20 protein-coding genes are annotated in these 23,001 nt (G+C 68.6%); 10 read left to right on the top strand and 10 right to left on the bottom strand.

Annotated elements, in window-relative coordinates:
• Positions 1 to 18: 18 nt before the first annotated feature.
• On the bottom strand, positions 19 to 1,269 hold the full coding sequence (locus HF024_RS11185) for an acyltransferase (protein ID WP_168689600.1): 1,251 nt from the start codon (positions 1,267 to 1,269) through the stop codon (positions 19 to 21).
• Between the two features lie 53 nt (positions 1,270 to 1,322).
• The gene (gene sepH / locus HF024_RS11180; protein ID WP_168689599.1) at positions 1,323 to 2,468 is read right to left on the bottom strand and encodes a septation protein SepH; all 1,146 of its coding nucleotides are present in this window, start codon (positions 2,466 to 2,468) and stop codon (positions 1,323 to 1,325) included.
• Between the two features lie 206 nt (positions 2,469 to 2,674).
• On the opposite strand from sepH, the gene HF024_RS11175 reads away from it, so the two are divergent.
• Entirely contained in the window at positions 2,675 to 2,968 is a 294-nt protein-coding gene (locus HF024_RS11175; RefSeq protein WP_026307201.1) for a DUF4193 domain-containing protein, read from the top strand.
• Between the two features lie 10 nt (positions 2,969 to 2,978).
• On the opposite strand, the gene HF024_RS11170 is transcribed toward HF024_RS11175, so the two are convergent.
• Positions 2,979 to 3,425 (bottom strand): DUF3093 domain-containing protein, encoded by a 447-nt coding sequence (locus HF024_RS11170; protein ID WP_168689598.1) that lies wholly within the window; start codon positions 3,423 to 3,425, stop codon positions 2,979 to 2,981.
• Positions 3,426 to 3,463: 38 nt separating this feature from the next.
• Between HF024_RS11170 and dut the strand changes: the two genes are divergently transcribed.
• The 5 genes from dut to acnA all read left to right on the top strand — a co-directional run bounded on the left by dut (position 3,464) and on the right by acnA (position 10,667).
• On the top strand, positions 3,464 to 3,922 hold the full coding sequence (gene dut, locus HF024_RS11165; RefSeq protein WP_168689597.1) for a dUTP diphosphatase: 459 nt from the start codon (positions 3,464 to 3,466) through the stop codon (positions 3,920 to 3,922).
• Positions 3,919 to 4,545 carry a DUF3710 domain-containing protein gene (locus tag HF024_RS11160; RefSeq protein ID WP_085367818.1) on the top strand — a complete coding sequence of 209 codons (627 nt, stop codon included), beginning with the start codon at positions 3,919 to 3,921 and terminating at the stop codon, positions 4,543 to 4,545. Before dut ends, HF024_RS11160 begins: the two co-directional genes overlap by 4 nt.
• A gap of 10 nt (positions 4,546 to 4,555) precedes the next feature.
• Positions 4,556 to 5,329 carry a DUF3159 domain-containing protein gene (locus HF024_RS11155; RefSeq protein ID WP_168689596.1) on the top strand — a complete coding sequence of 258 codons (774 nt, stop codon included), beginning with the start codon at positions 4,556 to 4,558 and terminating at the stop codon, positions 5,327 to 5,329.
• Positions 5,330 to 5,332: 3 nt separating this feature from the next.
• Complete coding sequence (locus tag HF024_RS11150; protein WP_168689595.1) at positions 5,333 to 7,708, top strand: HAD-IC family P-type ATPase; 2,376 nt, start codon at positions 5,333 to 5,335, stop codon at positions 7,706 to 7,708.
• Between the two features lie 145 nt (positions 7,709 to 7,853).
• Positions 7,854 to 10,667, top strand: a complete 2,814-nt coding sequence (gene acnA / locus HF024_RS11145; protein ID WP_168689594.1) for an aconitate hydratase AcnA — start codon at positions 7,854 to 7,856, stop codon at positions 10,665 to 10,667.
• Between the two features lie 67 nt (positions 10,668 to 10,734).
• Here the strand turns inward: acnA and HF024_RS11140 are convergent, their stop codons facing one another.
• On the bottom strand, positions 10,735 to 11,415 hold the full coding sequence (locus tag HF024_RS11140) for an SDR family NAD(P)-dependent oxidoreductase (RefSeq protein WP_168689593.1): 681 nt from the start codon (positions 11,413 to 11,415) through the stop codon (positions 10,735 to 10,737).
• Between the two features lie 85 nt (positions 11,416 to 11,500).
• On the opposite strand from HF024_RS11140, the gene HF024_RS11135 reads away from it, so the two are divergent.
• A complete protein-coding gene (locus HF024_RS11135; RefSeq protein ID WP_085367807.1) occupies positions 11,501 to 11,944 on the top strand; it encodes a helix-turn-helix domain-containing protein in 444 nt (147 codons plus the stop codon).
• Here the strand turns inward: HF024_RS11135 and HF024_RS11130 are convergent.
• Positions 11,907 to 12,590, bottom strand: coding sequence for a DsbA family oxidoreductase (locus tag HF024_RS11130; RefSeq protein ID WP_247597081.1), 684 nt, complete (start codon positions 12,588 to 12,590; stop codon positions 11,907 to 11,909). The two genes, HF024_RS11135 and HF024_RS11130, sit on opposite strands and share 38 nt — an antisense overlap.
• Positions 12,591 to 12,731: 141 nt before the next feature.
• On the opposite strand from HF024_RS11130, the gene dxs reads away from it, so the two are divergent.
• Positions 12,732 to 14,669, top strand: coding sequence for a 1-deoxy-D-xylulose-5-phosphate synthase (gene dxs, locus HF024_RS11125; RefSeq protein WP_168689591.1), 1,938 nt, complete (start codon positions 12,732 to 12,734; stop codon positions 14,667 to 14,669).
• A 19-nt stretch (positions 14,670 to 14,688) separates the two neighbouring features.
• Here dxs and HF024_RS11120 read toward each other — a convergent pair whose 3' ends face one another.
• Positions 14,689 to 15,225 carry a dihydrofolate reductase family protein gene (locus tag HF024_RS11120; RefSeq protein WP_085367802.1) on the bottom strand — a complete coding sequence of 179 codons (537 nt, stop codon included), beginning with the start codon at positions 15,223 to 15,225 and terminating at the stop codon, positions 14,689 to 14,691.
• A 72-nt stretch (positions 15,226 to 15,297) separates the two neighbouring features.
• Here HF024_RS11120 and HF024_RS11115 point away from each other — a divergent pair, with 72 nt between their 5' ends.
• On the top strand, positions 15,298 to 15,678 hold the full coding sequence (locus HF024_RS11115; protein ID WP_085367800.1) for a MerR family transcriptional regulator: 381 nt from the start codon (positions 15,298 to 15,300) through the stop codon (positions 15,676 to 15,678).
• Positions 15,675 to 16,652, top strand: coding sequence for an aldo/keto reductase (locus HF024_RS11110; RefSeq protein ID WP_168689590.1), 978 nt, complete (start codon positions 15,675 to 15,677; stop codon positions 16,650 to 16,652). The genes HF024_RS11115 and HF024_RS11110 overlap by 4 nt, the downstream gene beginning before the upstream one ends.
• Before the next feature lie 72 nt (positions 16,653 to 16,724).
• Here HF024_RS11110 and HF024_RS11105 read toward each other — a convergent pair whose 3' ends face one another.
• From HF024_RS11105 to HF024_RS11090, 4 genes are read right to left on the bottom strand one after another with little or no spacing between them, the layout of a single operon-like run.
• Positions 16,725 to 19,715, bottom strand: a complete 2,991-nt coding sequence (locus HF024_RS11105; RefSeq protein ID WP_247597080.1) for a glycoside hydrolase family 2 TIM barrel-domain containing protein — start codon at positions 19,713 to 19,715, stop codon at positions 16,725 to 16,727.
• Positions 19,715 to 20,653: a carbohydrate ABC transporter permease gene (locus tag HF024_RS11100; RefSeq protein WP_168689589.1), complete on the bottom strand. Its 939-nt coding sequence runs from the start codon at positions 20,651 to 20,653 to the stop codon at positions 19,715 to 19,717. The genes HF024_RS11105 and HF024_RS11100 overlap by 1 nt, the downstream gene beginning before the upstream one ends.
• On the bottom strand, positions 20,650 to 21,591 hold the full coding sequence (locus tag HF024_RS11095) for a sugar ABC transporter permease (RefSeq protein ID WP_085367797.1): 942 nt from the start codon (positions 21,589 to 21,591) through the stop codon (positions 20,650 to 20,652). Before HF024_RS11095 ends, HF024_RS11100 begins: the two co-directional genes overlap by 4 nt.
• On the bottom strand, positions 21,588 to 22,937 hold the full coding sequence (locus HF024_RS11090; RefSeq protein ID WP_168689588.1) for an extracellular solute-binding protein: 1,350 nt from the start codon (positions 22,935 to 22,937) through the stop codon (positions 21,588 to 21,590). The genes HF024_RS11095 and HF024_RS11090 overlap by 4 nt, the downstream gene beginning before the upstream one ends.
• Positions 22,938 to 23,001 lie beyond the last annotated feature (64 nt).

The following is a 23,001-nucleotide window of genomic DNA, read 5'->3' as shown; positions in this document are numbered from 1 at the left end:
GTGCGATCCATCGCTTGCTCAGTGAGAACGGATGCTGGTTCTGTTCCGCGTTGGAATACCAGCGGGGTCTGCAGCAGCGTTCGAGATTTCGGTCACGGGTCGAAGCTTCCGCCGACCGATCAGCAGACCGCGCCCCAATCGGTACCAGTGCGCGATGCCGCGGCCGGGGCCCCAGTCTTTGAGCATCATCGCTCGCTTCTCGATGACGTGCCAGGACAGCCAGGCGCATCCCGCTGTGATGGCCGTCGCGCCGAGCAGGAACGGGAGATAGCCGAGCCTGTACAGACCGAAGTACGCGAGCGTCTGCTGCACCAGGAAGCCGTAGATGTAGACGCCGTAGGAGTAGTCGTTGGTGCGGCCGACTCTGCGGAGGGGAGCGGGGAGCACCGCGCCCAGCCAGAGCACGAAGTAGACGCCGGCCGGGACGCCGAAGACGGCGTATCCGCCGGTGAACAGGGTCGCGAAGTAGACGATCCCGCTGATCACGCCGAGGCGGTGGTCGAGGGGGACGGAACGCGAATACACCGCGATCAGGGCGCCGACCATGAAGGGGTAGCTGAGGCGCAGCATGAGCTCGCTGGTCAGCAGGGGGAAGACGGACTCGACGGCGTGCGGCTGGAGGATCTGCAGGATCTGGGCCACGAACAGCGCGACGACGATGACGGCGACGACGAGCCTCGCCTTGCGCAGCACGGCCGTGACCAGCAGAACGGCGATGACGAGGTAGCAGGTCCACTCGTAGGTCAGCGACCAGAGCGAGCCGTTGAAGACGCTGGCGCCGGTGAGCAGTCCGTACGGCGTGGTCGTGGCGAAGATGTCCCGGATGCCGTACGACCCGATCGCCAGCGTCCAGTTCGACGCCAGGTAGTGCCACGGGCTGCCGGGCGCGAGCGCGAAGTAGGACAGGAAGGTGTGCCCGTCCAGCATCCAGATCACCGGGCCGACGGCGAACGCGGCGACCAGCAGCACAACGAGGAAGCCGGGGAAGATGCGCAGCGCCCTGCGCCAGAGGAACTGCAGCAGGTCGGTCGACAGGCCGCTCTTGGCGATGAGATAGCCGCTGATGGCGAAGAAGCCGCCGACCGCGAGCGCGCCCAGATTCGCCTGCTCCCCGGTGTAGCGGGAGAAGCCCTCGTCGAAGCCGCCGAGCGGGAAGCTGTGGTCGACCAGGACGACGAACGCCAGCACCAGGCGGATGAAGCCCAGGGCGTTGTCGTGGCCGCGGAGGCCGACTCCGATGGAGCGCAGGGAGGCGTCGGCGGATGGCATCCGATTATCCTAGACGACCGCCACGAAGCGGATGCTCCGGGCGGTCACGGCGACTAGGCGAGGTCGTCGTCGGTGCGGGCACCGAACACGATCTCGTCCCAGCTCGGCATGGATGCGCGGCCCTTCTTGCTCGCACGGGCCGAGGCGGATGACGCGGACGATCCGGACGGGTCTGACGCGGACGACGACTGCGACGACGGCGTGGACGGCGCAGACTGCTCCGGCGCCGACGGTGCCTGCTCGACGGGCGTGTCGAAGATCGCGATCGGCTCGTCGACCACCCGGAACGGAGCGTCGCCCGCCTCCGGGACGTCGCGGAGCACATCCACCGGCTCGTCGTACACGGCGGCCTCGCGCTCACCGCGGCGGCGGCGCAGGGCTTCCAGCAGGTCGGCGGTCTGGTGCAGATCGCGCGGCGTCTCGTCGTCCGCGCGCTTGATGGCGGAGACGGCGATCGAGTTGTTCGCGCCGTTCGGGGCACGGTTGTAGGTCAGCGGTTCGAGCGGCTGCGTGATCTCCGGGCCGAGCAGGTCGGGGGCCTCCGGGAACGTGAATGCTCCGCTGTCGAAGCGCGACTCGTCCGGCTCTCCCTCGTGCGGCATCACGGCGCGCAGCCTCGGGATGAGGGTGCCGCCCTTCAGCTCGCCCGCCTGGGAGAGCGTTGTCGCCTCCGAGTTGAGCGGCGAGAGCGAGTGCTTGCGGGCGTCGTAGCCCCAGCGGGCGTCGTGGTCGATCTGGTCGGCCGTGAACTCCAGCTTGACGATCCAGCCGGCCTCGCTGTCCTTCCAGCTCGCCCAGCGCTCGCCGGCGACGCCGAGGGAGGCGAGCCTGTCGCGGATGACGGAGCCGAACGTGTTGCCCTCGCCGAGCGGATCGACGTCCGCCGTGGTGACGACCGGAACGCTCAGCGCGCTCGCGACGATGTGCTCGCGCTCGGCGACGATCGGTCCCTCGAAGCGCTGCACGTAGTCGAGTGGCGCACCGGTGACGCTCGCGACGTCCTCGGCGGACATGCCGGAGCGGATGTGGGCCTGGACCTCGCGCGGCGACAGTTTGGGCGCCGTGGCCGACGTCTCCTGCCTGACCTGGCGGATCTTCGACTGCAGCACATCGTCGACGGCGATGCGGAACCGCTCACCGTCGTCACCGACGGCGAGCAGAGCGCCGTTCTCGACCCCGATGACCTTTAAATCCTGCATGGTGGATGCCTTCCCAGCTGCGTACGTACCGGCCCAGGATGCCACGGGAAGTGCCTGATTCCGGGGAATAACCGTGGCGTGCCGGAAGTTGAAAACCGAGCAATAGCCGAGAGGCACCCGAGTGGTTTGCTATTCGCACCCCGATGATGCAAACTATGGCCGCCGATTGCGAAGAATCGGCCGTTAAGTACGAGAAGTGGATGGGCATGGCAACGGATTACGACGCACCGCGAAAGACCGAAGACGACTCCGAGTCGATCGAGGCCCTCAAGGAGCGAGTCCCGGACAAGATGTCCGGAGTTGTCGACGTCGAGGACGCGGACAACCCTGGTGGTTACGAGCTTCCCGGAGCCGACCTGTCGGACCTCGACCTGGACGTCGTGGTGCTCCCGCCGCAGGCGGACGAGTTCACCTGCGTGAACTGCTTCCTGGTGAAGCACCGTTCGCAGATCGATCACGAGACGAAGCTCGGACCGATCTGCGTGGAGTGCGCCGCCTAGCAGCGATCGCTCACGACGCGAGTCGAGCCTCACCGAGAACCCGGACCAGCTGGTCCGGGTTTCTTGTTGAGATCAGCCAGTACGGCGCCGGGTCGCTGGCGTCGAGCACCGGGATCTTGACCACGGGTTTCACCCAGCCGCGGATGAGCATCCAGGCGCGCGCATCCAGCAGTCGGCCGCGCTGCAGCGACGCGTCCTCCCCGGTGTACGCCGTCGGCTCCCCGACGAACTCGAGTGGGATGCTGGCACGCCCGGCGATCAGCTCGGTGCTGGTGACCCTGACGGGCGCGGCGGAGGCCATGATCATCCCGACGATCGCCAGGTAGAACACGATCGCCAGGACGATGCCCACGATCATGTTGATCGGCGCGAACACGAGGATGGTCGCGGGAATCACGAGGGCGGTCGAGATGTAGAGCCACGGGGCGGGCCAGAGGCGCTCACGGTACAGGTCCATGCTCCTATTCGATCAGACTTCTGCACTACCCTCGACACGTGACCGATACCGTTGACGTTCCGATCATCGCGAACACCCTCCCTGTCTACGCCCACCCCGGCGACGCCGGCGCCGATCTGTGCGCGGCGGAGGCCGTCACGCTCGCGCCGGGACAGCGGCACACGGTGCCGACGGGCGTCTCCATCGCCCTCCCGGACGGGTTCGCAGCGTTCGTGGTCCCGCGCAGCGGCCTCGCGGCGAAGCACGGCATCACCATCGTGAACGCGCCGGGCACCGTGGACGCCGGATACCGCGGCGAAATCCGGGTGACCGTACTGAACACCGACAGTTCGATGCCGTACGATATCGCCGTCGGCGACAGGATCGCCCAGCTGATCGTCATGCCGGTCACCAGGGCCGTCTTCCAGCCCGTCGACCGGCTGCCGGAGAGCCACCGCGGAACAGCGGGTTTCGGGTCGTCCGGCTACAGAACCACCCAGTCAGGAGAACACGCTTGAGCGACACCAACGACACCACCGGCGACAGCTGGGAGAAGTCGGCGCCGGAGGATCGCGCGACGGAGGGCCCGCTCGACGAGAGCGAAGCCAACCCCGTGCGTCCGTACGTCGACCTCGGCGGGGTCAAGATCCTCCCGCGCGAAGGCCTGCACCTCCGCCTCGAGGTCGAGGAGGAGACCCAGCGCGTCGTCGCCGTCGGACTGGACTACGCCAACTCCACACTGCAGGTGCAGCCGTTCGCCGCGCCGCGGTCGAGCGGTCTGTGGCACGAGATCCGCGAGCAGATCACCGAGCAGGTGAACCGCCAGGGCGGCCGCACCTCCGAGCGCGACGGCGTGTTCGGGCCGGAGCTGGTCGCCGAGATCCCCGTCGCCGCCCCAGCGGGCGGTCCGGGCGAGACGCGCGTCGCACGCTTCGTCGGCGTCGACGGACCGCGCTGGTTCCTCCGCGGTGTGATCGCGGGAGACGCGGCCATCAAGCCGGACGCCGCAGCTCTCGTCGAAGACCTCTTCCGCAGCATCGTCGTCGTCCGCGGCAACTCCCCGATGCCGCCGAGGGACCTCATCCCGCTCCGGATGCCGACCGCGCCGGAGTCCGGCCCGGACAGCTACACCTCCCTCTAGGCAGGACACCGTGACTGACCGCTCCGGCAGGGAGCACGACGACGAGCGCCCGTCCGGGCACCCGTCCGAGCAGGAGAATCCAGCTGCCGCGTCCATCGGCGAGTCCATCGCCCGGGCAGCGCAGAAGTCCGGGCTCGGGCAGCTGGCAGACAGCGACACACCCACCGGCGTCGCGCTGCTCGGCGCGCTCGGCGGCATCCGCGGCCTGGCCGAGACGATCATCCCGGGCCTCGTCTTCCTGATCCTGTTCACGTTCACCAAGGACGTGCCGCTGTCGATCGGATGCTCGGTGGCCGTCGCGGTGATCTTCACGGCGATCCGCATCATCGGCAAGACGCCCGTGACCCAGGCCATCGCCGGTCTCCTCGGCGTCGGCATCTCCGCCATCCTCGCCCTCATCACCGGGCGGGGAGAGGACAACTTCATCCTCGGGATCTGGACGAACGCCGCATACGGAGCAGCACTGCTGATCTCGATGCTGGTCCGCTTGCCACTGATCGGCCTGGCGGCCGGCTACCTGATGGGCGACGGGCTCGCCTGGCGCAGCGTCCGCAGCAAATTCCGGGTGATGCAGGCGCTCACGTTCTTCTGGTTCCTGCTGTTCGCCGCCCGGCTGCTCGTGCAGGTCCCGCTCTACCTCGCGCACACCGACGCGGCCACGAGCGCCCTCGCGCTCACCAAGCTGCTGATGGGGGTCCCGCTCTACGCGCCGCTCCTCCTGATCACCTGGTTCGTCGTGCGCGGACAGTTCCCGACTCCGCAGAAGAAGCCAGCAGAGGGGTAGGCCATGCTGGATGCGCGAACCAGGGAGGGGCTGACCAGCGCACAGGTCGCCGAACGTCACAGGGACGGTCGCGGCAACATCCAGCGCCAGCCGAGTTCGCGCTCCATCGGCGACATCCTGCGGGAGAACATCTTCACGCTGTTCAACGGCATCCTCACCGTCTGCTTCCTGGCGGTGATCGTGCTCGGCGACCTGCGCGACGGGTTCTTCTACGGCGTCGTCGTGGTGAACGCGCTGATCGGCATCGTGCAGGAGGTGCGGGCGAAGGTCGTCCTCGACCGCGCAGCACTGCTCGCGGCGCCGGAGAGCAGGGTGCGCAGGGACGGCGCTGTCGTCACCGTGCCGGTGGAGGGCGTCGTGCTCGACGACCTGCTCGTGCTGCGGCCGGGCGACCAGCTCCCCGCCGACGCCCGCGTGGTCGAGAGCACCGGCCTGTCGCTCGACGAGTCGATGCTGACGGGGGAGTCCGACCCGGTCTTCAAAGACGAGGACGCGTTGCTGCTGTCCGGATCGCTTGTCGCCTCCGGCACCGGATACGCGGTCGTCACCGCGGTGGGGGCCGACTCGTACGCGAGCAAGCTGACCAGCGAGATCCGCCGCCACTCGCTCGTGCACTCCGAACTGCGCGACGCGACCAACCGCATCCTGGTGTACCTGTCCTGGATCCTCGGCCCGGTCATCCTGATCACCCTCGTCGGCCGCGTCTTCGCATACGGAGGGTGGAGCGAGCTGTTCGTGGACGCCCGCTGGCGCCGGGCGCTGCTGGACGCGGTCGCCGCCGTGGTCGGGATGATCCCGGAAGGCCTCGTGCTGCTCACCAGCCTCGCCTTCGGGGTCGCCGCCATCCAGCTCGCCGCCCGCAAGGTGCTCGTGCAGGAGCTCGCGGCGGTGGAGGTCCTCGCCAGGGTGGATGTGCTGTGCCTCGACAAGACGGGAACGCTCACAACCGGGGAACTCGTCTTCGACAGGACGGAACCCGCCGGACAGGACGTGCCGGAGGAGCTGGCCAGGATCGCGCTCGCCGCGTTCGGCGCCGACGATGCGGGCAACGCCACATCCGGCATCCTGTCGAGCGCGTTCCGCTCCGATCGCTTCCGGGTGCTGAAGCGGGTGCCGTTCTCGTCGGCCACCAAGTACAGCGGCCTGGTGATGACCGTCGACGGCGAGGAGTCGTCCTGGGTGCTCGGAGCCCCGGAGCGCGTGCTCGCCGCGCACCAGGACGAGCTCGCGAAGGCGAACGCCATCGCGGCCACCGGCCAGCGCACGCTCGCCCTGGCGCGCAGCGCAGAGCCGCTGCCACCCGGCTCGCACGTGTCGCTGGACGGCAGGGTCGTGCATCCCGCACTGCTCGTCGTGCTGAGCGAGACGGTACGGCCGGAAGCACGGCAGACCCTCTCATACTTCAGTGAGCAGGCGGTGCGCGTCGTCATCATGTCCGGCGACAACCCGGTCACCGTCGCCGCGATCGCTCGCACCCTCCACCTCGACGGAGAGGCAGTGGATGCGTCCACCCTCGCCGACGACGCGGCGCTCGCCGAGGCGCTCAGCACCGCCAGCATCTTCGGCAGGGTGAGCCCGGAGCAGAAGCGCACGGCCGTCGGCCTGCTGCGCGAGCAGGGCAGGACCGTGGCCATGACGGGCGACGGCGTCAACGACGCGATGGCGATCAAGGACGCGAACCTCGGGATCGCGATGGGCAGCGCGACGGCGGCGACCAAGGCGGTGAGCAGGCTGGTGCTGCTCGACAACAGGTTCGACCGGCTGCCGGACGTGCTCGCGTTCGGCCGCAGGGTGATCGCGAACGTCGAGCGGGTGTCCAACATCTTTTTGGCGAAGACGGTCTACGGCATCGTGCTCGCGCTGGTGAGCGCCGCCCTGCTGCTGCCGTTCCCGTTCCTCCCTCGCCAGCTGACGCTCGTCTCGACTCTCGCCATCGGCATCCCGTCGTTCTTCCTGGCGCTGGCGCCGAACGCGCGCATCTACACGCCGGGGGTGCTGCACCGCGTGCTCAGGTACTCCATCCCGACCGGGCTGATCGCCGGGGCGACGGCGATCGTGGCGTACCTGCCGCTGTACAGGAGCATCCCGCTGCGGGAGGCGAGGAGCGTGACCACCATCGCGCTGTTCTGCGTGTCGCTCTGGATCCTCTGCGTGCTGACCAGGCCGCTCAGCGGGCCGAGGCTCGCGCTGCTCGGCTCCGTGGCGGCCGCGATGGTGCTTGTCTGCGTGATCCCGTTCACGGCCGAGTTCTTCCAGATGCACGTGCCGCTGTCGCCCGAGCTGGTCTGGGGGATCGCGGTCGGGGCGGTGGGAGCGGCGGGAATCGAGCTGTTCTACCGGTTCGCCAAGCGGCGTGGCCTGGTCTTCGACCGCGTCTGACGCGTGGTAGATTTATCTTGACGTCAAGATATCTTTTTCAGCGGACGACTTAGGATTGCCTTGCTGGAAACACACTTCGACGGACAACCAAGATGGACATTCGAAGGCATGCGTCACCAGGCCTGCCGATGAAGGAGAGGGCAACGTGTCTGCGGTAAACAGCTTCGGTGCAAAAGACACCCTGACGGTCGGGTCGACCGACTACCAGGTATTCCGGATCGACAAGGTCGACGGATACAAGAGACTTCCGTTCAGCCTCAAGGTTCTCCTGGAGAACCTGCTGCGCACGGAGGACGGCGCGAACATCACCGCCGACCACATCCAGGCCCTCGCGGGCTGGGACCCGGCAGCGGAGCCGGACACCGAGATCCAGTTCACGCCGGCGCGCGTGATCATGCAGGACTTCACCGGCGTCCCCTGCATCGTCGACCTCGCCACCATGCGTGAGGCCGTCTCCGCGCTCGGCGGTGACCCCAAGAAGATCAACCCGCTCGCTCCGGCCGAGATGGTCATCGACCACTCGGTGATCGCCGACCTGTTCGGCACGGAGAACGCGCTGGAGCGCAACACCGACATCGAGTACGAGCGCAACGGGGAGCGCTACCAGTTCCTCCGCTGGGGCCAGACCGCGTTCGACGACTTCAAGGTCGTCCCGCCGGGAACCGGCATCGTGCACCAGGTCAACATCGAGTACCTGGCGCGCGTCACCATGACCCGCGAGGTCGGCGGCGAGCTCCTGGCGTACCCGGACACCTGCGTCGGCACGGACTCGCACACCACGATGGTCAACGGCCTCGGCGTGCTCGGCTGGGGCGTCGGCGGCATCGAGGCCGAGGCGGCCATGCTCGGCCAGCCCGTCTCCATGCTCATCCCCAAGGTCGTCGGCTTCAAGCTGACCGGCGCCATCCCGACCGGTGTGACCGCGACGGACGTGGTGCTCACCATCACGCAGATGCTGCGCAAGCACGGCGTCGTCGGCAAGTTCGTCGAGTTCTACGGAGCGGGCGTCGCCGAGGTCCCGCTGGCGAACCGCGCGACCATCGGAAACATGAGCCCGGAGTTCGGCTCGACCGCCGCCATGTTCCCGATCGACGACGTGACCCTCGACTACCTGCGCCTCACCGGCCGCAGCGAGGAGCAGATCAAGCTGGTCGAGGAGTACTCGAAGCTGCAGACGCTGTGGCACGACGCCTCCGTCGAGCCGGTTTTCAGCGAGTACCTCGAGCTGGACCTGTCGACGGTCGTCCCGTCGATCGCCGGACCCAAGCGCCCGCAGGACCGCATCGAGCTGAGCGGCGCCAAGGCGCAGTTCGAGAAGGACCTCGTCGACTACGCCGAGATCTCGCACGACATCGTCGACCTGACCATCTCGGAGTCGTTCCCCGCCTCCGATCCCGGCGAGCTGAGCCCGGAGGACTCGCGGAGCACCCACGAGCACCACCACCACAGCCACGCTCCCAAGGCCGCGTCCAACCCGACGCCGGTCACCCTGGCCGAGAACGGCGCGGAGTTCACGATCGACCACGGAGCGGTCGCCATCGCGGCGATCACCTCGTGCACGAACACGTCGAACCCGTCCGTCATGCTCGCGGCCGGGCTGCTCGCCCGTAACGCGGCGAAGAAGGGCCTGAAGGCCAAGCCGTGGGTCAAGACCACGCTGGCTCCCGGATCCAAGGTCGTCACCGACTACTACGAGAAGGCCGGTCTCACCAGCTACCTCGAGGAGCTGGGCTTCTACACGGTCGGCTACGGCTGCACCACCTGCATCGGAAACTCCGGCCCGCTGATCGACGAGATTTCGCAGGCGGTCAACGACAACGACCTCGCCGTCACGGCGGTCCTGTCCGGCAACCGCAACTTCGAGGGCCGCATCAACCCCGACGTGAAGATGAACTACCTGGCGAGCCCGCCGCTGGTGATCGCGTACGCGCTCGCCGGTTCGATGAACTTCGACTTCGAGGTGGATGCGCTCGGCACGGACGCGGACGGCAACGACGTGTTCCTCAAGGACATCTGGCCGGACGCCGCCGAGGTGCAGGAGACCATCGACTCGTCGATCAACGAGGGCATGTTCACCCACGAGTACGCGAGCGTGTTCGAGGGCGACGAGCGCTGGAAGTCGCTGCCGACCCCGACCGGTTCGGTGTTCGAGTGGGATGAGAAGTCCACGTACGTGCGGAAGCCCCCGTACTTCGACGGCATGACGCTGGAGACCACCCCGGTCACCGACATCGCCGGCGCTCGCGTCCTGGCCAAGCTCGGCGACTCCGTCACCACCGACCACATCAGCCCGGCCGGCAACATCAAGGCGGACAGCCCCGCCGGACGCTACCTCGACGAGCACGGCATCGAGCGCAAGGACTTCAACTCCTACGGCTCGCGTCGCGGCAATCACGAGGTGATGATCCGTGGAACGTTCGCGAACATCCGCCTGAAGAACCAGCTGCTCGACGGCGTCGAGGGTGGATACACCCGCGACTTCACGCAGGAGGGCGGCCCGCAGTCGTTCATCTACGACGCGTCGCAGAACTACCAGGCGCAGGGCACCCCGCTGGTCATCTTCGGCGGCAAGGAGTACGGCTCCGGTTCGTCCCGCGACTGGGCGGCGAAGGGCACCAGCCTCCTCGGCGTCCGCGCGGTCATCACGGAGAGCTTCGAGCGCATCCACCGGTCGAACCTGATCGGGATGGGCGTTGTGCCGCTGCAGTTCCCCGCTGGAGAGAGCTGGGCGTCGCTCGGCCTCGACGGCACCGAGATCGTCTCGATCTCCGGGCTCGAGGAGCTGAACCAGGGTACGACGCCGAAGACGGTCCACGTTGTCGCGGAGCCGAGTGCAGACTCGCCCGCCGACAAGCAGACCATCGAGTTCGACGCCGTGGTGCGCATCGACACCCCGGGTGAGGCGGACTACTACCGCAACGGCGGCATCCTGCAGTACGTGCTGCGGAGCCTCGTCTAGGCGGTGCAGCAGTGAAGGGCCGGTGACCGAATGGTCACCGGCCCTTTTCGTTCGGGTGGTCGCGCGATTACGCGGCGGCGTACGGCAGCTCCGCCCCGTCGCGGGTGGTGTGGAGGTTCCAGTAGTGCTGGGCGATGGTGTCCGGCTGGGTCTCCGGGCCGCCGGCTCCGATCCAGGCGAAGATCGGCACGTGGGCGACGTAGACGCCGGTTCCGGCAGTGGCCCGGTGGAGAGTGAGTGCGTAGGTGCGCAGGGCGCCGGATCCGATGGCGGTGGCGGCGAAGTCGGCGTGTCCGGCCAGCGGGTCCATGGACGATCCTCCCGTCGTGTAGAGGATGGTCCCCGCGCCGCGCTCGATCATGCCGGGGAGAACTTGCTCTGTCGCCGCGATGCCGCCGTAGAGGTAGTAGTCGAGCTGCGGCTGGATGCTGTCGCGGTCGGCTTCGAGGGCGATCGCGTTCCGCAGCCCGGGCACGGGGTTGTGCGGGGCGGGCGAATACTCGAGCACGTCGACGGGGCCGAAGCGCTCCGTGATGCGTCCGAATGCTGCGGCGACGGAGGCGGGGTCCATGACGTCGGCGGCGAAGCCGGCCGCGTCGATACCGGCGGCGGTCAGCTGGGCGGCGAGGTCGTCGAGCTTCGCTTGCGTGCGGGAGACGAGGGCCACGGAGAAGCCCTGGCTTCCGAAGACTCTGGCGATGGACAGTCCGAGACCGGATCCGGCTCCGACGATGGCGATGGTGGGCATTTCTGGTTCCTTTCGATGGCTTACATACTTGTGGTGCGGCAGCAGACTGGATGTACTGCATGCGTTCGCGGAGGAGGACAGTGGGATGGCACGAGCCAGGACGATCAGCGGGCCCTGTCAGGCCTGGCCGGAGGAGAGCGCCTTCATCCGTGAGGTGCTCGACCGGATCGGGGAGAAGTGGACGGTCCTGATCATCAGCACGCTGGGCTCCGGTCCGCTGCGATACTCCGATCTGCAGGCGAGCATCCCGGGCATCTCGCAGCGGATGCTCACGGTGACGTTGAAGGCTCTGGAACGCGATGGGCTCCTCACCCGCACGGCATACGCCGAGGTCCCGCCGCGGGTCGAGTACGAGCTGACACCCCTGGGCCGGTCACTGCTGGAGGCCGTGATGACCCTCGCCGGCTGGGCGGCCACCCACCACGAGGACGTGGCCGCCAGCCGCCGCGCGCACGAGCTGACCGGCGTCGGCAGGGAGAAGTCCGCCAGGCCTAGCCCGATGCGGCCGGTGCCTGCGCGCTCGCGGTGAGCTGGTCGAGAGCCTGACCGTAGACGGCGACGGACTGAGCGCCCGACGCCGCGATCCGGCGGCCGAAGACCGTGAACGGCACCCCCTGGGCGCCTAGCGCGGCGCCCTCGGAGACATCGGCCACGACATCGTCGGCGAACTCGTCGCCGGCGAGGACCTCACGCACGCGGTCGCCGTCGAGGCCGAGGGAGCGCGCGACTTCGACGACAGTGTCCGCGTCGTACGGGTCGATCTCGCCGGAGAAGAACCGGTCCTGGAGCCGGGAGAAGAACTCGAACCCCCGGCCGGACTGCTCGGCGAAGTGCATCACGCGGTGCAGGTCGAACGTGTTGGCGTTCTTCCTGCCGAGGTCGAACTCCAGGCCTTCGCGGTTCGCGATGCCCTGGATGCGCCTCTCCGCCTGGAGGACGGCCGATGGGTCGCCTCCGTGCGTGCGCATGAACGCAGCGGCGATGGGCTCCGGCTCCTTCGGCGCGTCCGGGTTCAGTTCGAACGAGCGGATCTTGAGCTGGAATCGTCCCGCATCCGGCCTGGCGTCGATCGCGCGCTGGAGCCGATGCTTGCCGACGTAGCACCAGGGGCACCCGAGGTCCGCCCAGACCTCGACGACGATCTGGTCCTGTTCGGCCGTGCTGTTCTGTTCCACACTGATCACCTCACGATTGGTTCGTAACGTCATTCTGAGTGTGTTCGGCGAGGCGTACAAAAGGCACATCGACGTGCGTGCGATGGGGTGGATCTGGCGATTCCGAGCGAGCTTCGATTTGCACGCGCCTAGACTCGAAGCATGAGCATCCTCGAGACCATCCACGGTCCCCGCGATCTCGACAGGCTCTCGGAAGAGGAGCTCGTCCAGTTGGCGGTGGAGATCCGCGCGTTCCTCGTTGCGAACGTCGCGAAGACGGGCGGTCACCTCGGGCCGAACCTCGGAGTCGTCGAGTCGACCATCGCGATCCACCGGGTCTTCGACTCGCCGCGCGACGCCATCGTCTTCGACACCGGACACCAGTCGTACGTGCACAAGCTGCTCACCGGGCGGCAGGACTTCTCCCAGCTGCGCCAGCGCGGCGGGCTCGCCGGATACCCGCAGCGGTCCGAGTCCGAGCACGACATCGTCGAGAGCTCCCACGCCTCCAGCTCGCTGTCGTGGGCGGACGGCATCTCGCGCGCGTTCTCGATGACCGGCCAGGACGACAGGCACGTCATTGCGATGGTGGGCGACGGCGCCCTCACCGGCGGTATGACGTGGGAGGCGCTGAACAACATCAGTGACGACAACACGCGCCGCCTCATCATCGTCGTCAACGACAATGGCCGCTCGTACGCGCCGACCATCGGCGGCATGGCCCGCTTCCTCAACACCGTGCGCACCCGCCGCAGCTACCGCAACCTCTACCTGTCGAGCCGCAAGGCGTTCGACAAGCTGGGCGGACCCGGCCAGTCGTTCTACCGCGGCATCCGCGGGGGACTGCACGGCTTCCTCAGCAGGTTCTCGAACAACGAGGCGCTCTACTCCAACCTCGACATCAAGTACATCGGGCCGATCCACGGCCACGACATCGAGGCGATGGAGGAGGCGCTGCGCCAGGCGAAGAACTACGGCGCCCCGGTCATCGTCCACGCCATCACGCAGAAGGGCCGCGGCTACGAGCCCGCGCTCCGGGATGCGGCCGACCAGTTCCACGCGGTCGGCCAGATCGACCCGGAGACCGGCGAGCCGATCGAGAGCTCGAGCAAGCCGTCCTGGACCAGCGTGTTCTCCGACGAGATCGTGCGGCTGGCCGAGAAGGACGAGAAGATCGTCGGCATCACCGCGGCGATGCTGCGCCCGACCGGGCTGCACAAGTTCGCCGAGCGCTTCCCGGAGCGGGTGCACGACGTCGGCATCGCCGAGCAGCACGCCGCGACGAGCGCCGCCGGTCTGGCGTTCGGGGGACTGCATCCCGTCGTCGCCATCTACGCCACGTTCATCAACCGCGCCTTCGACCAGGTGCTCATGGACGTCGCCCTGCACAAGGCGGGCGTGACGTTCGTGCTCGACCGGGCGGGCGTCACGGGACCGGACGGCCCGAGCCACCACGGCATCTGGGACCTCGCGATCCTGCAGGTGGTGCCCGGCATCCGGCTCGCCGCCCCGCGCGACGGCGCCCGCTTCCGCGAGGAGCTGGCCGAGGCCGTCGCCGTGCAGGACGCTCCGACGGTCCTGCGCTTCCCGAAGGGTTCGGTCGGGGCGGACATCGACGCCGTCCGGCGCACCGACGACGGCGTGGATGTGCTGCACGAGTCCGACCGCAAGGACGTGCTGATCGTGACCGTCGGCCCAATGGCCGACCTGGGGCTCAAGGTGGCGGACGGCCTGGCCGCGCAGGGGATCGGGGCGACCGTCGTCGACCCGCGCTGGGTGGTCCCGGTGGCCACGAGCATCCTGGACCTGGCGGCGGAGCACCGCATCGTGGTGACCATCGAGGACGGGATCCGCGTGGGCGGCATCGGCACGCGCGTGCGGCAGAGCCTGCGCGAGGCGGGCATCGACACCGCGGTCGACGAGCTGGGCCTGCCGGACGAGTTCATCGACCACGCGACGCGCGAGCAGATCCTCGACGAGGCCGGGCTCACCGCGCAGAAGATCGCCCGCGACCTGGTGGCGCAGGTGCTCGGCAGCCGCATCCCGATCGCTCGCCCGCTGCCCGCGGACGAACTGAGCGAGCGGCACCTCGACGCGTAGCGGCGCCGCTTAACTACTGTCAGCCGACGCGGTACACGTGCTCCACCGCGCCGCTCGGGAACGCCGTGGTGCCGACGAGCGCCAGCGGGCTGCTCGCCTGGGTGACGGGCAGCAGCGGCTTACCAGAGCCGACGAGCACCGGCACGTAGGTGATGTGCAGTTCGTCGAGCAGGCCGGCGTCGGCGAACTGCGCGGCGATCTGCCCGCCGCCGACCACCCATACGTCGCGGTCGCCCGACGCTTCGCGCAGTTCGGCATCCAGTGCGGCGAGGTCGCCCTCGAAGAAGGTGATGTCCGCGCCGGCGATCGGCGGAAGCACGCGGTGCGTGACCACCCAGGTGGGGAGGCCGGCGTACGGCCATTCCGTGGTGTCGTCGGCAAGCAGGAACTCGTAGGTGGCCGCTCCCATCACGATGGCTCCGATGCCGGAGATGAAGCGCTGGTAGTGCTCGTCGAACTCCTCGAACCCGAACTGCAGGAGCCAGTCGATCCTGTCGTCCGTGTCTGCGATGAATCCGTCGATGGAGGACGCGACGTAGTACTTCGTGAGAGCCATGCTGTGAAGCTAGCAGGAGCATCCGACAGTGGAATTGACTTGAAGTGCACTCGAAGTCTTATCGTGGCAACCATGACCGATACAGCGACGGAACTCTCGATCTCCGAGGTAGCGGAGCGCACGGGCCTGACGACCCACACGCTCCGCTACTACGAGCGGGAGGGGCTGATGCTCGCGCCTGTCGGGCGCGCGTCGTCCACACACCGCCGGTACACCGAGGCCGACGTCAACTGGGTCGTGTTCCTCACCAAGCTGCGCCTCACCGCCATGCCGATCGCCCGGATGCGCGAGTACACCGAGCTCGCACGTCGCGGCGACGACACCACCGCCGAGCGGCTGGAACTGCTGCTCGTGCACCGGATGAACGTGTCCAGGCAGCTGGAGGAGGTCACGGCCAGTCTCGCCGCCATCGACCACAAGATCGGTCTCTATCAGGAGAAGGTAACCGCATGAAGAAGATCACACTGGGCACGGAGAAGCTCGAAGTCTCGCGTCTTGGACTCGGCTGCATGGGCATGTCCGCGTTCTACACCGGCGCAGGAGACGACGACGCCGGCTCGATCCGCACCATCCACCGCGCCATCGACCTCGGGGTGACGTTCTTCGACACCGCAGAGATCTACGGCCCGTACGCCAACGAGGAACTGCTCGCCCGGGCGTTCGCCGGCAAGCGCGACCAGGTGGTCATCGCTACGAAGTTCGGCACGATCCTGCACCGGACCAACGACGAGCGCGGTCTGGACGGGTCGCCGGAGAACGTGCGTCTCTCGGTCGAGGGGTCGCTGCGCCGCCTGCAGACCGACCACATCGACCTTTACTACCAGCACAGGATGGACCCGGACACGCCCATCGAGGACACGGTCGGGGCGCTCGCCGAGCTGATCGACGAGGGCAAGATCGGGCACTACGGCCTCTCGGAGGCCGCACCGGAGACGATCCGCCGCGCCAACGCCGTGCATCCCGTGACGGCGATCCAGACCGAGTACTCGCTCTGGTCCCGCGACCCGGAGGCCGAGATCCTGCCGACGGTCCGCGAGCTCGGCATCGGCTTCGTGCCGTATTCGCCGCTCGGCCGCGGCTTCCTCACCGGCACCATCCGCACGCTCGACGAGCTGGCGCCCGACGATTTCCGCCGCTTCAACCCGCGGTTCGAGGGCGACAACCTGGAGGCGAACATCCGGATCGTCGAGCAGGTGGATGCTGTGGCCCGCGAGGTCGGGGCGACTCCCGGCCAGGTGGCGCTCGCCTGGCTGCTGGCCCAGGGCGACGACATCGCCCCCATCCCCGGCACCCGCCGTGTGGAGAACCTGGAGCAGAACGTCGCCGCCGACCAGCTGGAGCTGTCGCCGGAGCAGCTGGAACGCCTCGCCGCCGTCGCTCCCGCTGTGGGGGACCGGTACGCGGACATGACGCCGCTCAACCGCTAGCGGGCACCCTCACGACCGGGGCCCCGGATCGCAGCGCGCGATCCGGGGCCCCGGTCGTTCTCGGCGGCCGGCTCAGCCGAACCGCAGCGTGATCGTCCTCGCCTCGGGGCGCAGCGCGTGCTCGGCGGCGACGTCCGGCCCGCAGGCCCGCGAGCCGAGCCCGTGCTGGGCGGCGTCGACGAACAGGTGGGTCGTCGCGCTGGGCGGCAGCTCGTGCGGGTGACCGGCCGCAGCCACCTGCTGCGGCGTGTGCCTGCTGAGGCTGAAGCCGGGGCGGCGGCCTGCCGTATCCGGCACCAGCGTGATGCGCAGGGCGTCCGCACCGTCCGTTCCGAGCGTGAGGGTGCGCACGTCGGCCCGGTGGCCCGTCTCCTGCGGGCGGGCGTACGCGACGTTCAGCTCGTCCACGGTCGCGCCGTATCGACCGACCTGCGCGGCCGTCATGCTGTCCGGGTACGCCTCGAGCGGGCCGCGGCCGAACCACTCGGCGCGGTCGACCGGCGCGTCTCCGTCCGGCAGGTCGAAGCGCAGGCCGATGCGCGGCCAGACGGTGTCCCAGCCGGTGGACGGCACGATCTCGGTGCGCAGAGTGAGCGTGCCGTCGGCGTCGAGCGTCCAGAGCGCATCCACCCACACGGCTGCTGGCGAGTTGGCGGCGGACACGCGCGTGCGCACCAGGAGGGCGTCTTCAGCGTGCTCGATGGAGACGATCCTGTGCGTCAGCCGGTCGAGCCCCGCCGCCCGCCAGAGCGCAGCACTCGACACCCCGGGGACGCTCGCGTCGTCCTCGCCGGGCTCCGCACGGGATGCGCCTTCGTCGTTGTCCGTCGGGGCGCGCCACAGTTCCAGGCGCGGACCGGCCACCTCGCGCCCGTTCAGGCGCACCAGGGCTCCGTCCTCGAACTCGGCCGGGCCGAGCGTCAGCCGTGCGGGAACCCCGGCGACGAGAGCCGGTGCCACGGGACGCGCGCTGACGTTCGGGATGCGAGCGCTCCTGTCCACCTGACCGCTCGCGACCACGTGCCCGGCCTCCGACCACGGCGTCGCGGCCTGCAACACGGCGTCGATGGTCAGCCAGGTCTCCGCGTCGTCGGCGACCTCCACCGCCGGCAGCGGCACCGTCACGGACTCCCCGGCCGCCAGCGCATCCACCGGCAGCTCGCCGCGCGCCACCCGGCGCCCGTCGTGCTCGACCCGCCAGCGGAACGACAGGTCGGAGGTGTCTGCCGTGTGGCGGAGGTTGGTGAGCGTCACCGTCCCGTCTCCGACGTCGAAGCGGATCGGCTGCACGACGGCCTTGTACTCGGCAAGGCCGGGCGTCGGGGTGTCGTCGCTCAGGATCATCCCGTCCATCACGAAGTTGCCGTCGTGCACCACCTCGCCGAAGTCCCCGCCGTACGCATAGAACGGGGTGCCGTCGGCCGTCTCGGTCAGGATGCCGTGGTCGCGCCACTCCCAGACGAAGCCGCCGTGCAGGCGCGGGTGCTCGTGCACCAGCCGCTCGTACGCATCCAGTGCCCCCGGGCCGTTGCCCATCGCGTGGGCGTACTCGCAGAGCAGGAACGGCTTCGTCCGCTGCCGGGCGCCCTGGCCGGGCGTTGTGCCGAGCAGGGGGTAGCGGGACCCGTCCGTGCCGATCTCCGCCGTCTCGCGCACGGAGGAGTACATGCGCGAGTACACGTCGGTGTACTCGCCGGTGTAGTCGCCCTCGTAGTGCACGGGACGCCCGGGGTCGCGGTCGTGCACCCAGGCGGCGTTGGCCGCCAGGTTCGCGCCGGTGCCCGACTCGTTGCCGAGGGACCAGATGACGATGCTCGGATGGTTCTTGTCGCGTTCGACCGTGCGCCGGATGCGGTCGAGGTATGCGTCGCGCCAGCGCGGGTCGTCGCTCGGGTTGCCGACCCAGCCGCCGTGCTCGGCGCCGGACGCCTCGAAGCCGTGGGTCTCCAGGTCGCACTCGTCGATCACCCAGAAGCCGAGCTCGTCGGCGAGGTCGAGCAGGCGGGGGTGCGGCGGGTAGTGGCTGGTGCGGATGGCGTTGACGTTGTACCGCTTCATCCTGGCCAGGTCGGCGTGGGCGTGCTCCTCGTCGAAGACCCGGCCGCGCACCGGATGCGTCTCGTGCCGGTTCATGCCGTGGAAGACCACGCGGCGGCCGTTCACGAGGAAGCGGTCGCCGACGATCTCGACCGTGCGGAAACCGGCGCGCAGCGTGATCGTCTCCGCCGCGTTCGACACGGTGACGTCGTAGAGGCGCGGCGTCTCCGCCGTCCACGGTTCGACCGCATCCAGAGTCAGCGTTGCGACCTCCGCTGCGCTCTGCCAGGTCTGCTCCACCCCCAGCTCCAGGATGCGCACGGTCACCGGGTACGCGGACGCCGCCGCGGTCAGCTCCACGTCCAGGGCGCCGGCGCCGTCGAGGAATCCGGTGCGCAGCCACACGTCGTCGATCCCGCCGGCCGGGCGCGCGAGCAGGGTGACGTCGCGGAAGATGCCGGGCAGCCACCACTGGTCCTGGTCCTCCAGATAGCTGGCGGCCGACCACTGGTGCACCCGCACCACGATCACGTTCTCTCCGGGACGCACGACGCCGGTCACGTCGAACTCCTGCGCCAGCCGCGATCCCGTGCCGATCCCGACCTCCTCGCCGTTCAGCCAGACGCGGTACAGCGACTCGACCCCGTCGAACCGCAGCAGCACCCGCTCCGCCCCGTCGAAGTCGTCGGGCAGGGTGAAGCGCCGCCGGTGGTCACCGGTCGGGTTCTCGTCGGGGACGTGCGGAGGGTCGATCGGGAACGGGTACTGCACGTTCGTGTAGATCGGCCGTCCGTACGCGCCGTCTCCGTGCAGCACCCAGTGCGAGGGGACGGGGAGCTGCGCCCATCCGGAGTCGTCGTAGTCGGTCGCCGCGACGTCGTCCTGCACGGCGGCGGTGGGGGAGAGCCGGAACGCCCAGTCGCCGTTCAGCGAGAGCGACGGCGCGTCGGTGTGCAGCCAGGACCGCGGGGCGCTTCGTGCGCCGCGTCCCGGCGCGGTGTCGGACAGGTAGGCGGGTGTCAGCACTACTTCACTGCTCCTTCGGTGAGACCGCCGCGCCAGAACCGCTGCAGCACGATCATGGCGATGGCGAGGGGAATGATCGACAGCAGCACGCCGCCGGTGGTCAGCTCGTAGAACTCGGGCAGCCGGTCGGTCTGGCTGCGCCAGTTGTTCAGGCCGAGGGTGATCGGGTAGAGCGTGTTGTCGGAGAGCATCACGAGCGGCAGGAAGTAGTTGTTCCAGATGCCGACCAGCTGGAACAGGAACACGGTCACCAGCGCGGGCACCATGATCCTGAGCCCGACCGTGTGGAAGATGCGCAGCTCTCCCGCGCCGTCGATCCTGGCCGCCTCGATGAGGGCCGTGTCGACCGTCGCGTCTGCGTAGATCCGGCAGAGGAACAGGCCGAACGGTGAGACGAGCGAGGGCAGCAGCACCGACCAGTACGTGTTCGCCATGCCGAGCTGGCTGAACAGGAGGAACAGCGGAAGCGCCGTCGCCGTGCCGGGCACGAGCACCCCGCCGAGCACCAGCCCGAAGATCAGGCCGCGCCCGCGGAAGACGTACTTCGACAGCGCGTACCCTCCCGCGGCGGCGAAGTACGTCGCGAGCACGGCGCCCACTCCGGCGTAGAGGACGGAGTTCGCGAACCAGCGCACGAAGATGCCGCCGTCGTAGCTGAGCACCTCCCCGAGGTTGTGCCAGAGCGCGAAGGTCGGCGCGAACCAGAAGCCGTTGGTGGCGAAGAGGTCCTGCGTGGTCTTCGTGGACGCGACGATCACCCAGTAGACCGGCACGAGGAAGTAGACGGCGACGACGACCAGGATGCCCGTGACCAGGATGCGCATCCCCGGCCGGCGTCCTGCGGAGCGGTCCGGTCCCGTGCCGTGCGCCTTCTGCGCGGTGATCGACGAGGTGCCCGGTGCGGCGACGCTGCCGGTCGTGGTCTCTGTGGCGGTCATTTCGCCCTCCTGGTGGTCGATGCGAGGGTGGGCTGCGATGCGCGGCCGGGCTTCGGCTCGCGGCTGCTCGTGAGGCGGAGGAACGCGAACGACAGCAGGAACGCGACCAGCGCGATGAGCACCGCCTGCGCCGCCGCGACGTTGTAGTCGTTGTACGCGAACGCCGTGGTGTACGCGCTGAGGTTGGGCGTGTACTCGCTGTCGATCGCGGGGGAGACCGTCTGCAGCACCTGCGGCTCGGCGAAGAGCTGCAGGGTGCCGATGATCGAGAACACCGTGGTCAGCATCAGCGCCGGCTTGATCAGCGGCAACTGGATGCTCGTGGCCACCCGCCACGGGCTCGCGCCGTCCACCTTCGCCGCCTCGTACACCTCGGTCGGGATCGACTTCAGCTGCGCGATGATGATCATCATGTTGTAGCCGGTGTACGTCCAGGTGACGATGTTCGCGATCGACCAGAGCACCGTGTCCGGTCCGAGGAAATCGACCTGGAGCCCGAACGCACCGGCCAGATCGACCAGCGGGCTGAGTCCAGGCACGTACAGGAACGACCACAGGATGGTCGCCACGACCCCCGGGATGCCGTACGGCAGGAAGTACACCGCCCGGAACATCCCTGGCCAGCGCGCCGACGCCGACTCCAGCAGCAGGGCGAGCACCGTGCAGAGCGCGATCATGAACGTGACCTGCACGACGCCGAACAGCAGCATCCGGCCGATGGAGGCGATGAAGTTCGGGTTCGACAGGGCCTGGGCGTAGTTGGCGAACCAGGCGAACTCGCTCGTCACGCCCTTCTCGCCGAACACGCCCTGCCTGGTCACCTTGGTGAAGCTGCTGCCGACCGCGACGACGATCGGCAGGATGAACGTGAGCAGGAACAGCGCGAGGAACGGCGCGAGCAGCACCCACGGCGCCCACGCGGTGCGGACGCCCTTCACGAGTTCACCTTCTCGATGCTGAGCCCCTTGTTGCGGAACGCGGTGATGATGTTCTTCTCGCTCTGCGCGATCGCATCCACGAGGGACAGCCCTGACGCCTTCTTCCGGAAGCCGTCGGCGAGGATGTTGAACGACTGCTGCGTGATCGGCCACCACGACCAGTCCTGGTTCTGCTGGCGGGAGGCGGGAAGGAAGACCTCCTCGTTGTAGTTCTGCCCTCCGAAGAACTTCGACGGCTTCTGCCTGCTCGCCCCGATGTAGTCGGCGGACGGCGACCAGCCGATGCCGCTGTTGGCGATCATCGCGTCGATGCCTTCGTGGCTCGTGGTCATCCACACGGCGAACTCGAGCGCCTCCTTGGGATGCTTGCTGTTCGCGAGCACAGCGGCGGTCGACCCTCCGAGGTAGCTGGACCCGTAGCCGACCGCGTCGCCGGAGCCCCAGCGGGCCATCGGCGCGACCCGCCACTTGCCCTCCCCGCCGGAGACGCCTTCGAGGAGCGCATCGCCCCAGCTCGCGCTGGTCAGCCCGGCGATGGTGTTCGAGGCGGCAGCGGCGAACCAGGGCGTCGTGTACGCGCCGTATGCGGTCTGGATGACGCCGTCGTCGATCGCCTTGTCGAAGAAGCGGGCGGCGGTGAGCGTCGCGTCGTCGGTCATGTCGATGGTCCAGCGGTCGCCGTCGACGGCGAACCAGGATGCGCCGGCCTGCCCGGCGACCGCGGCGAACCAGGACGGGTCCGCGTAGTTGAAGGTGTCGATCCAGGAGCCGGCCTTGCGGAGTTCCGCTCCGGTGCGCATCCACTCGTCCCAGGTGGCGGGGGCGGAGGCGCCGACCTTCTCGAACAGGTCTGGACGGTAGTAGAAGGCCATCGGCCCGGAGTCCTGCGGGATGGCGTAGACGCCGTCCACGTAGCTGACCTGCTTCCACAGGGTGGGGTCGTAGCGGTCGGCGTAGTCGTTCGCGCCGTACCTGGCCAGGTCGACCAGCCCGTTGACGAGCATGAACTCCGGAACGGAGCGCAGCTCCACCTGGGCGAGGTCCGGACCGCCTCCCGCGGCCAGCGCCGAGTACAGCTTCTGGTATCCGCCCGAGTTGCCTCCGGGGATCCAGACGGCCTCGACCTGCACATCCGGATGCGTGGCGTTCCACACGTCCGCGACCTTCTGCAGGTCTTTCAGCCAGGCCCAGTACGTGAGCGTGATCTTCTCGCCGGCCGCAGCGGGCTGCACGAGCGGCCTGCTGTTGACCGAGGTGGTGCCGGGGGTGCTGCACCCGGCGAGAAGGGCCGTGGCTCCCGCCGCGGCTCCGAGGGTGAGGAGACTTCGTCGTGTGAGTTGCGTCATGTCCTTCACTTCGTCGTGAGTGGAAACGTGTATGCCGACCATATACAAAACTAGCTCGGGTGAC

The organism is Leifsonia sp. PS1209 (genome assembly GCF_012317045.1).
GTDB lineage: Bacteria > Actinomycetota > Actinomycetes > Actinomycetales > Microbacteriaceae > Leifsonia.
The sequence above is the reverse complement of the archived record's forward strand: the minus strand, read 5'-3'. Positions and strand labels throughout refer to the sequence as shown.

Bases quoted from the DNA above. Each gene is read 5' to 3' on its own strand.
- sepH (WP_168689599.1), bottom strand. From the start codon at position 2,468: ATGCAGGATTTAAAGGTCATCGGGGTCGAGAACGGCGCTCTGCTCGCC.
- dxs (WP_168689591.1), top strand. From the start codon at position 12,732: ATGAGCATCCTCGAGACCATCCACGGTCCCCGCGATCTCGACAGGCTC.
- HF024_RS11150 (WP_168689595.1), top strand. From the start codon at position 5,333: ATGCTGGATGCGCGAACCAGGGAGGGGCTGACCAGCGCACAGGTCGCC.
- HF024_RS11175 (WP_026307201.1), top strand. From the start codon at position 2,675: ATGGCAACGGATTACGACGCACCGCGAAAGACCGAAGACGACTCCGAG.
- HF024_RS11115 (WP_085367800.1), top strand. From the start codon at position 15,298: ATGACCGATACAGCGACGGAACTCTCGATCTCCGAGGTAGCGGAGCGC.
- HF024_RS11100 (WP_168689589.1), bottom strand. From the start codon at position 20,653: ATGACCGCCACAGAGACCACGACCGGCAGCGTCGCCGCACCGGGCACC.
- HF024_RS11185 (WP_168689600.1), bottom strand. From the start codon at position 1,269: ATGCCATCCGCCGACGCCTCCCTGCGCTCCATCGGAGTCGGCCTCCGC.
- HF024_RS11110 (WP_168689590.1), top strand. From the start codon at position 15,675: ATGAAGAAGATCACACTGGGCACGGAGAAGCTCGAAGTCTCGCGTCTT.
- HF024_RS11120 (WP_085367802.1), bottom strand. From the start codon at position 15,225: ATGGCTCTCACGAAGTACTACGTCGCGTCCTCCATCGACGGATTCATC.
- HF024_RS11140 (WP_168689593.1), bottom strand. From the start codon at position 11,415: ATGCCCACCATCGCCATCGTCGGAGCCGGATCCGGTCTCGGACTGTCC.
- HF024_RS11135 (WP_085367807.1), top strand. From the start codon at position 11,501: ATGGCACGAGCCAGGACGATCAGCGGGCCCTGTCAGGCCTGGCCGGAG.
- HF024_RS11090 (WP_168689588.1), bottom strand. From the start codon at position 22,937: ATGACGCAACTCACACGACGAAGTCTCCTCACCCTCGGAGCCGCGGCG.
- HF024_RS11170 (WP_168689598.1), bottom strand. From the start codon at position 3,425: ATGGACCTGTACCGTGAGCGCCTCTGGCCCGCCCCGTGGCTCTACATC.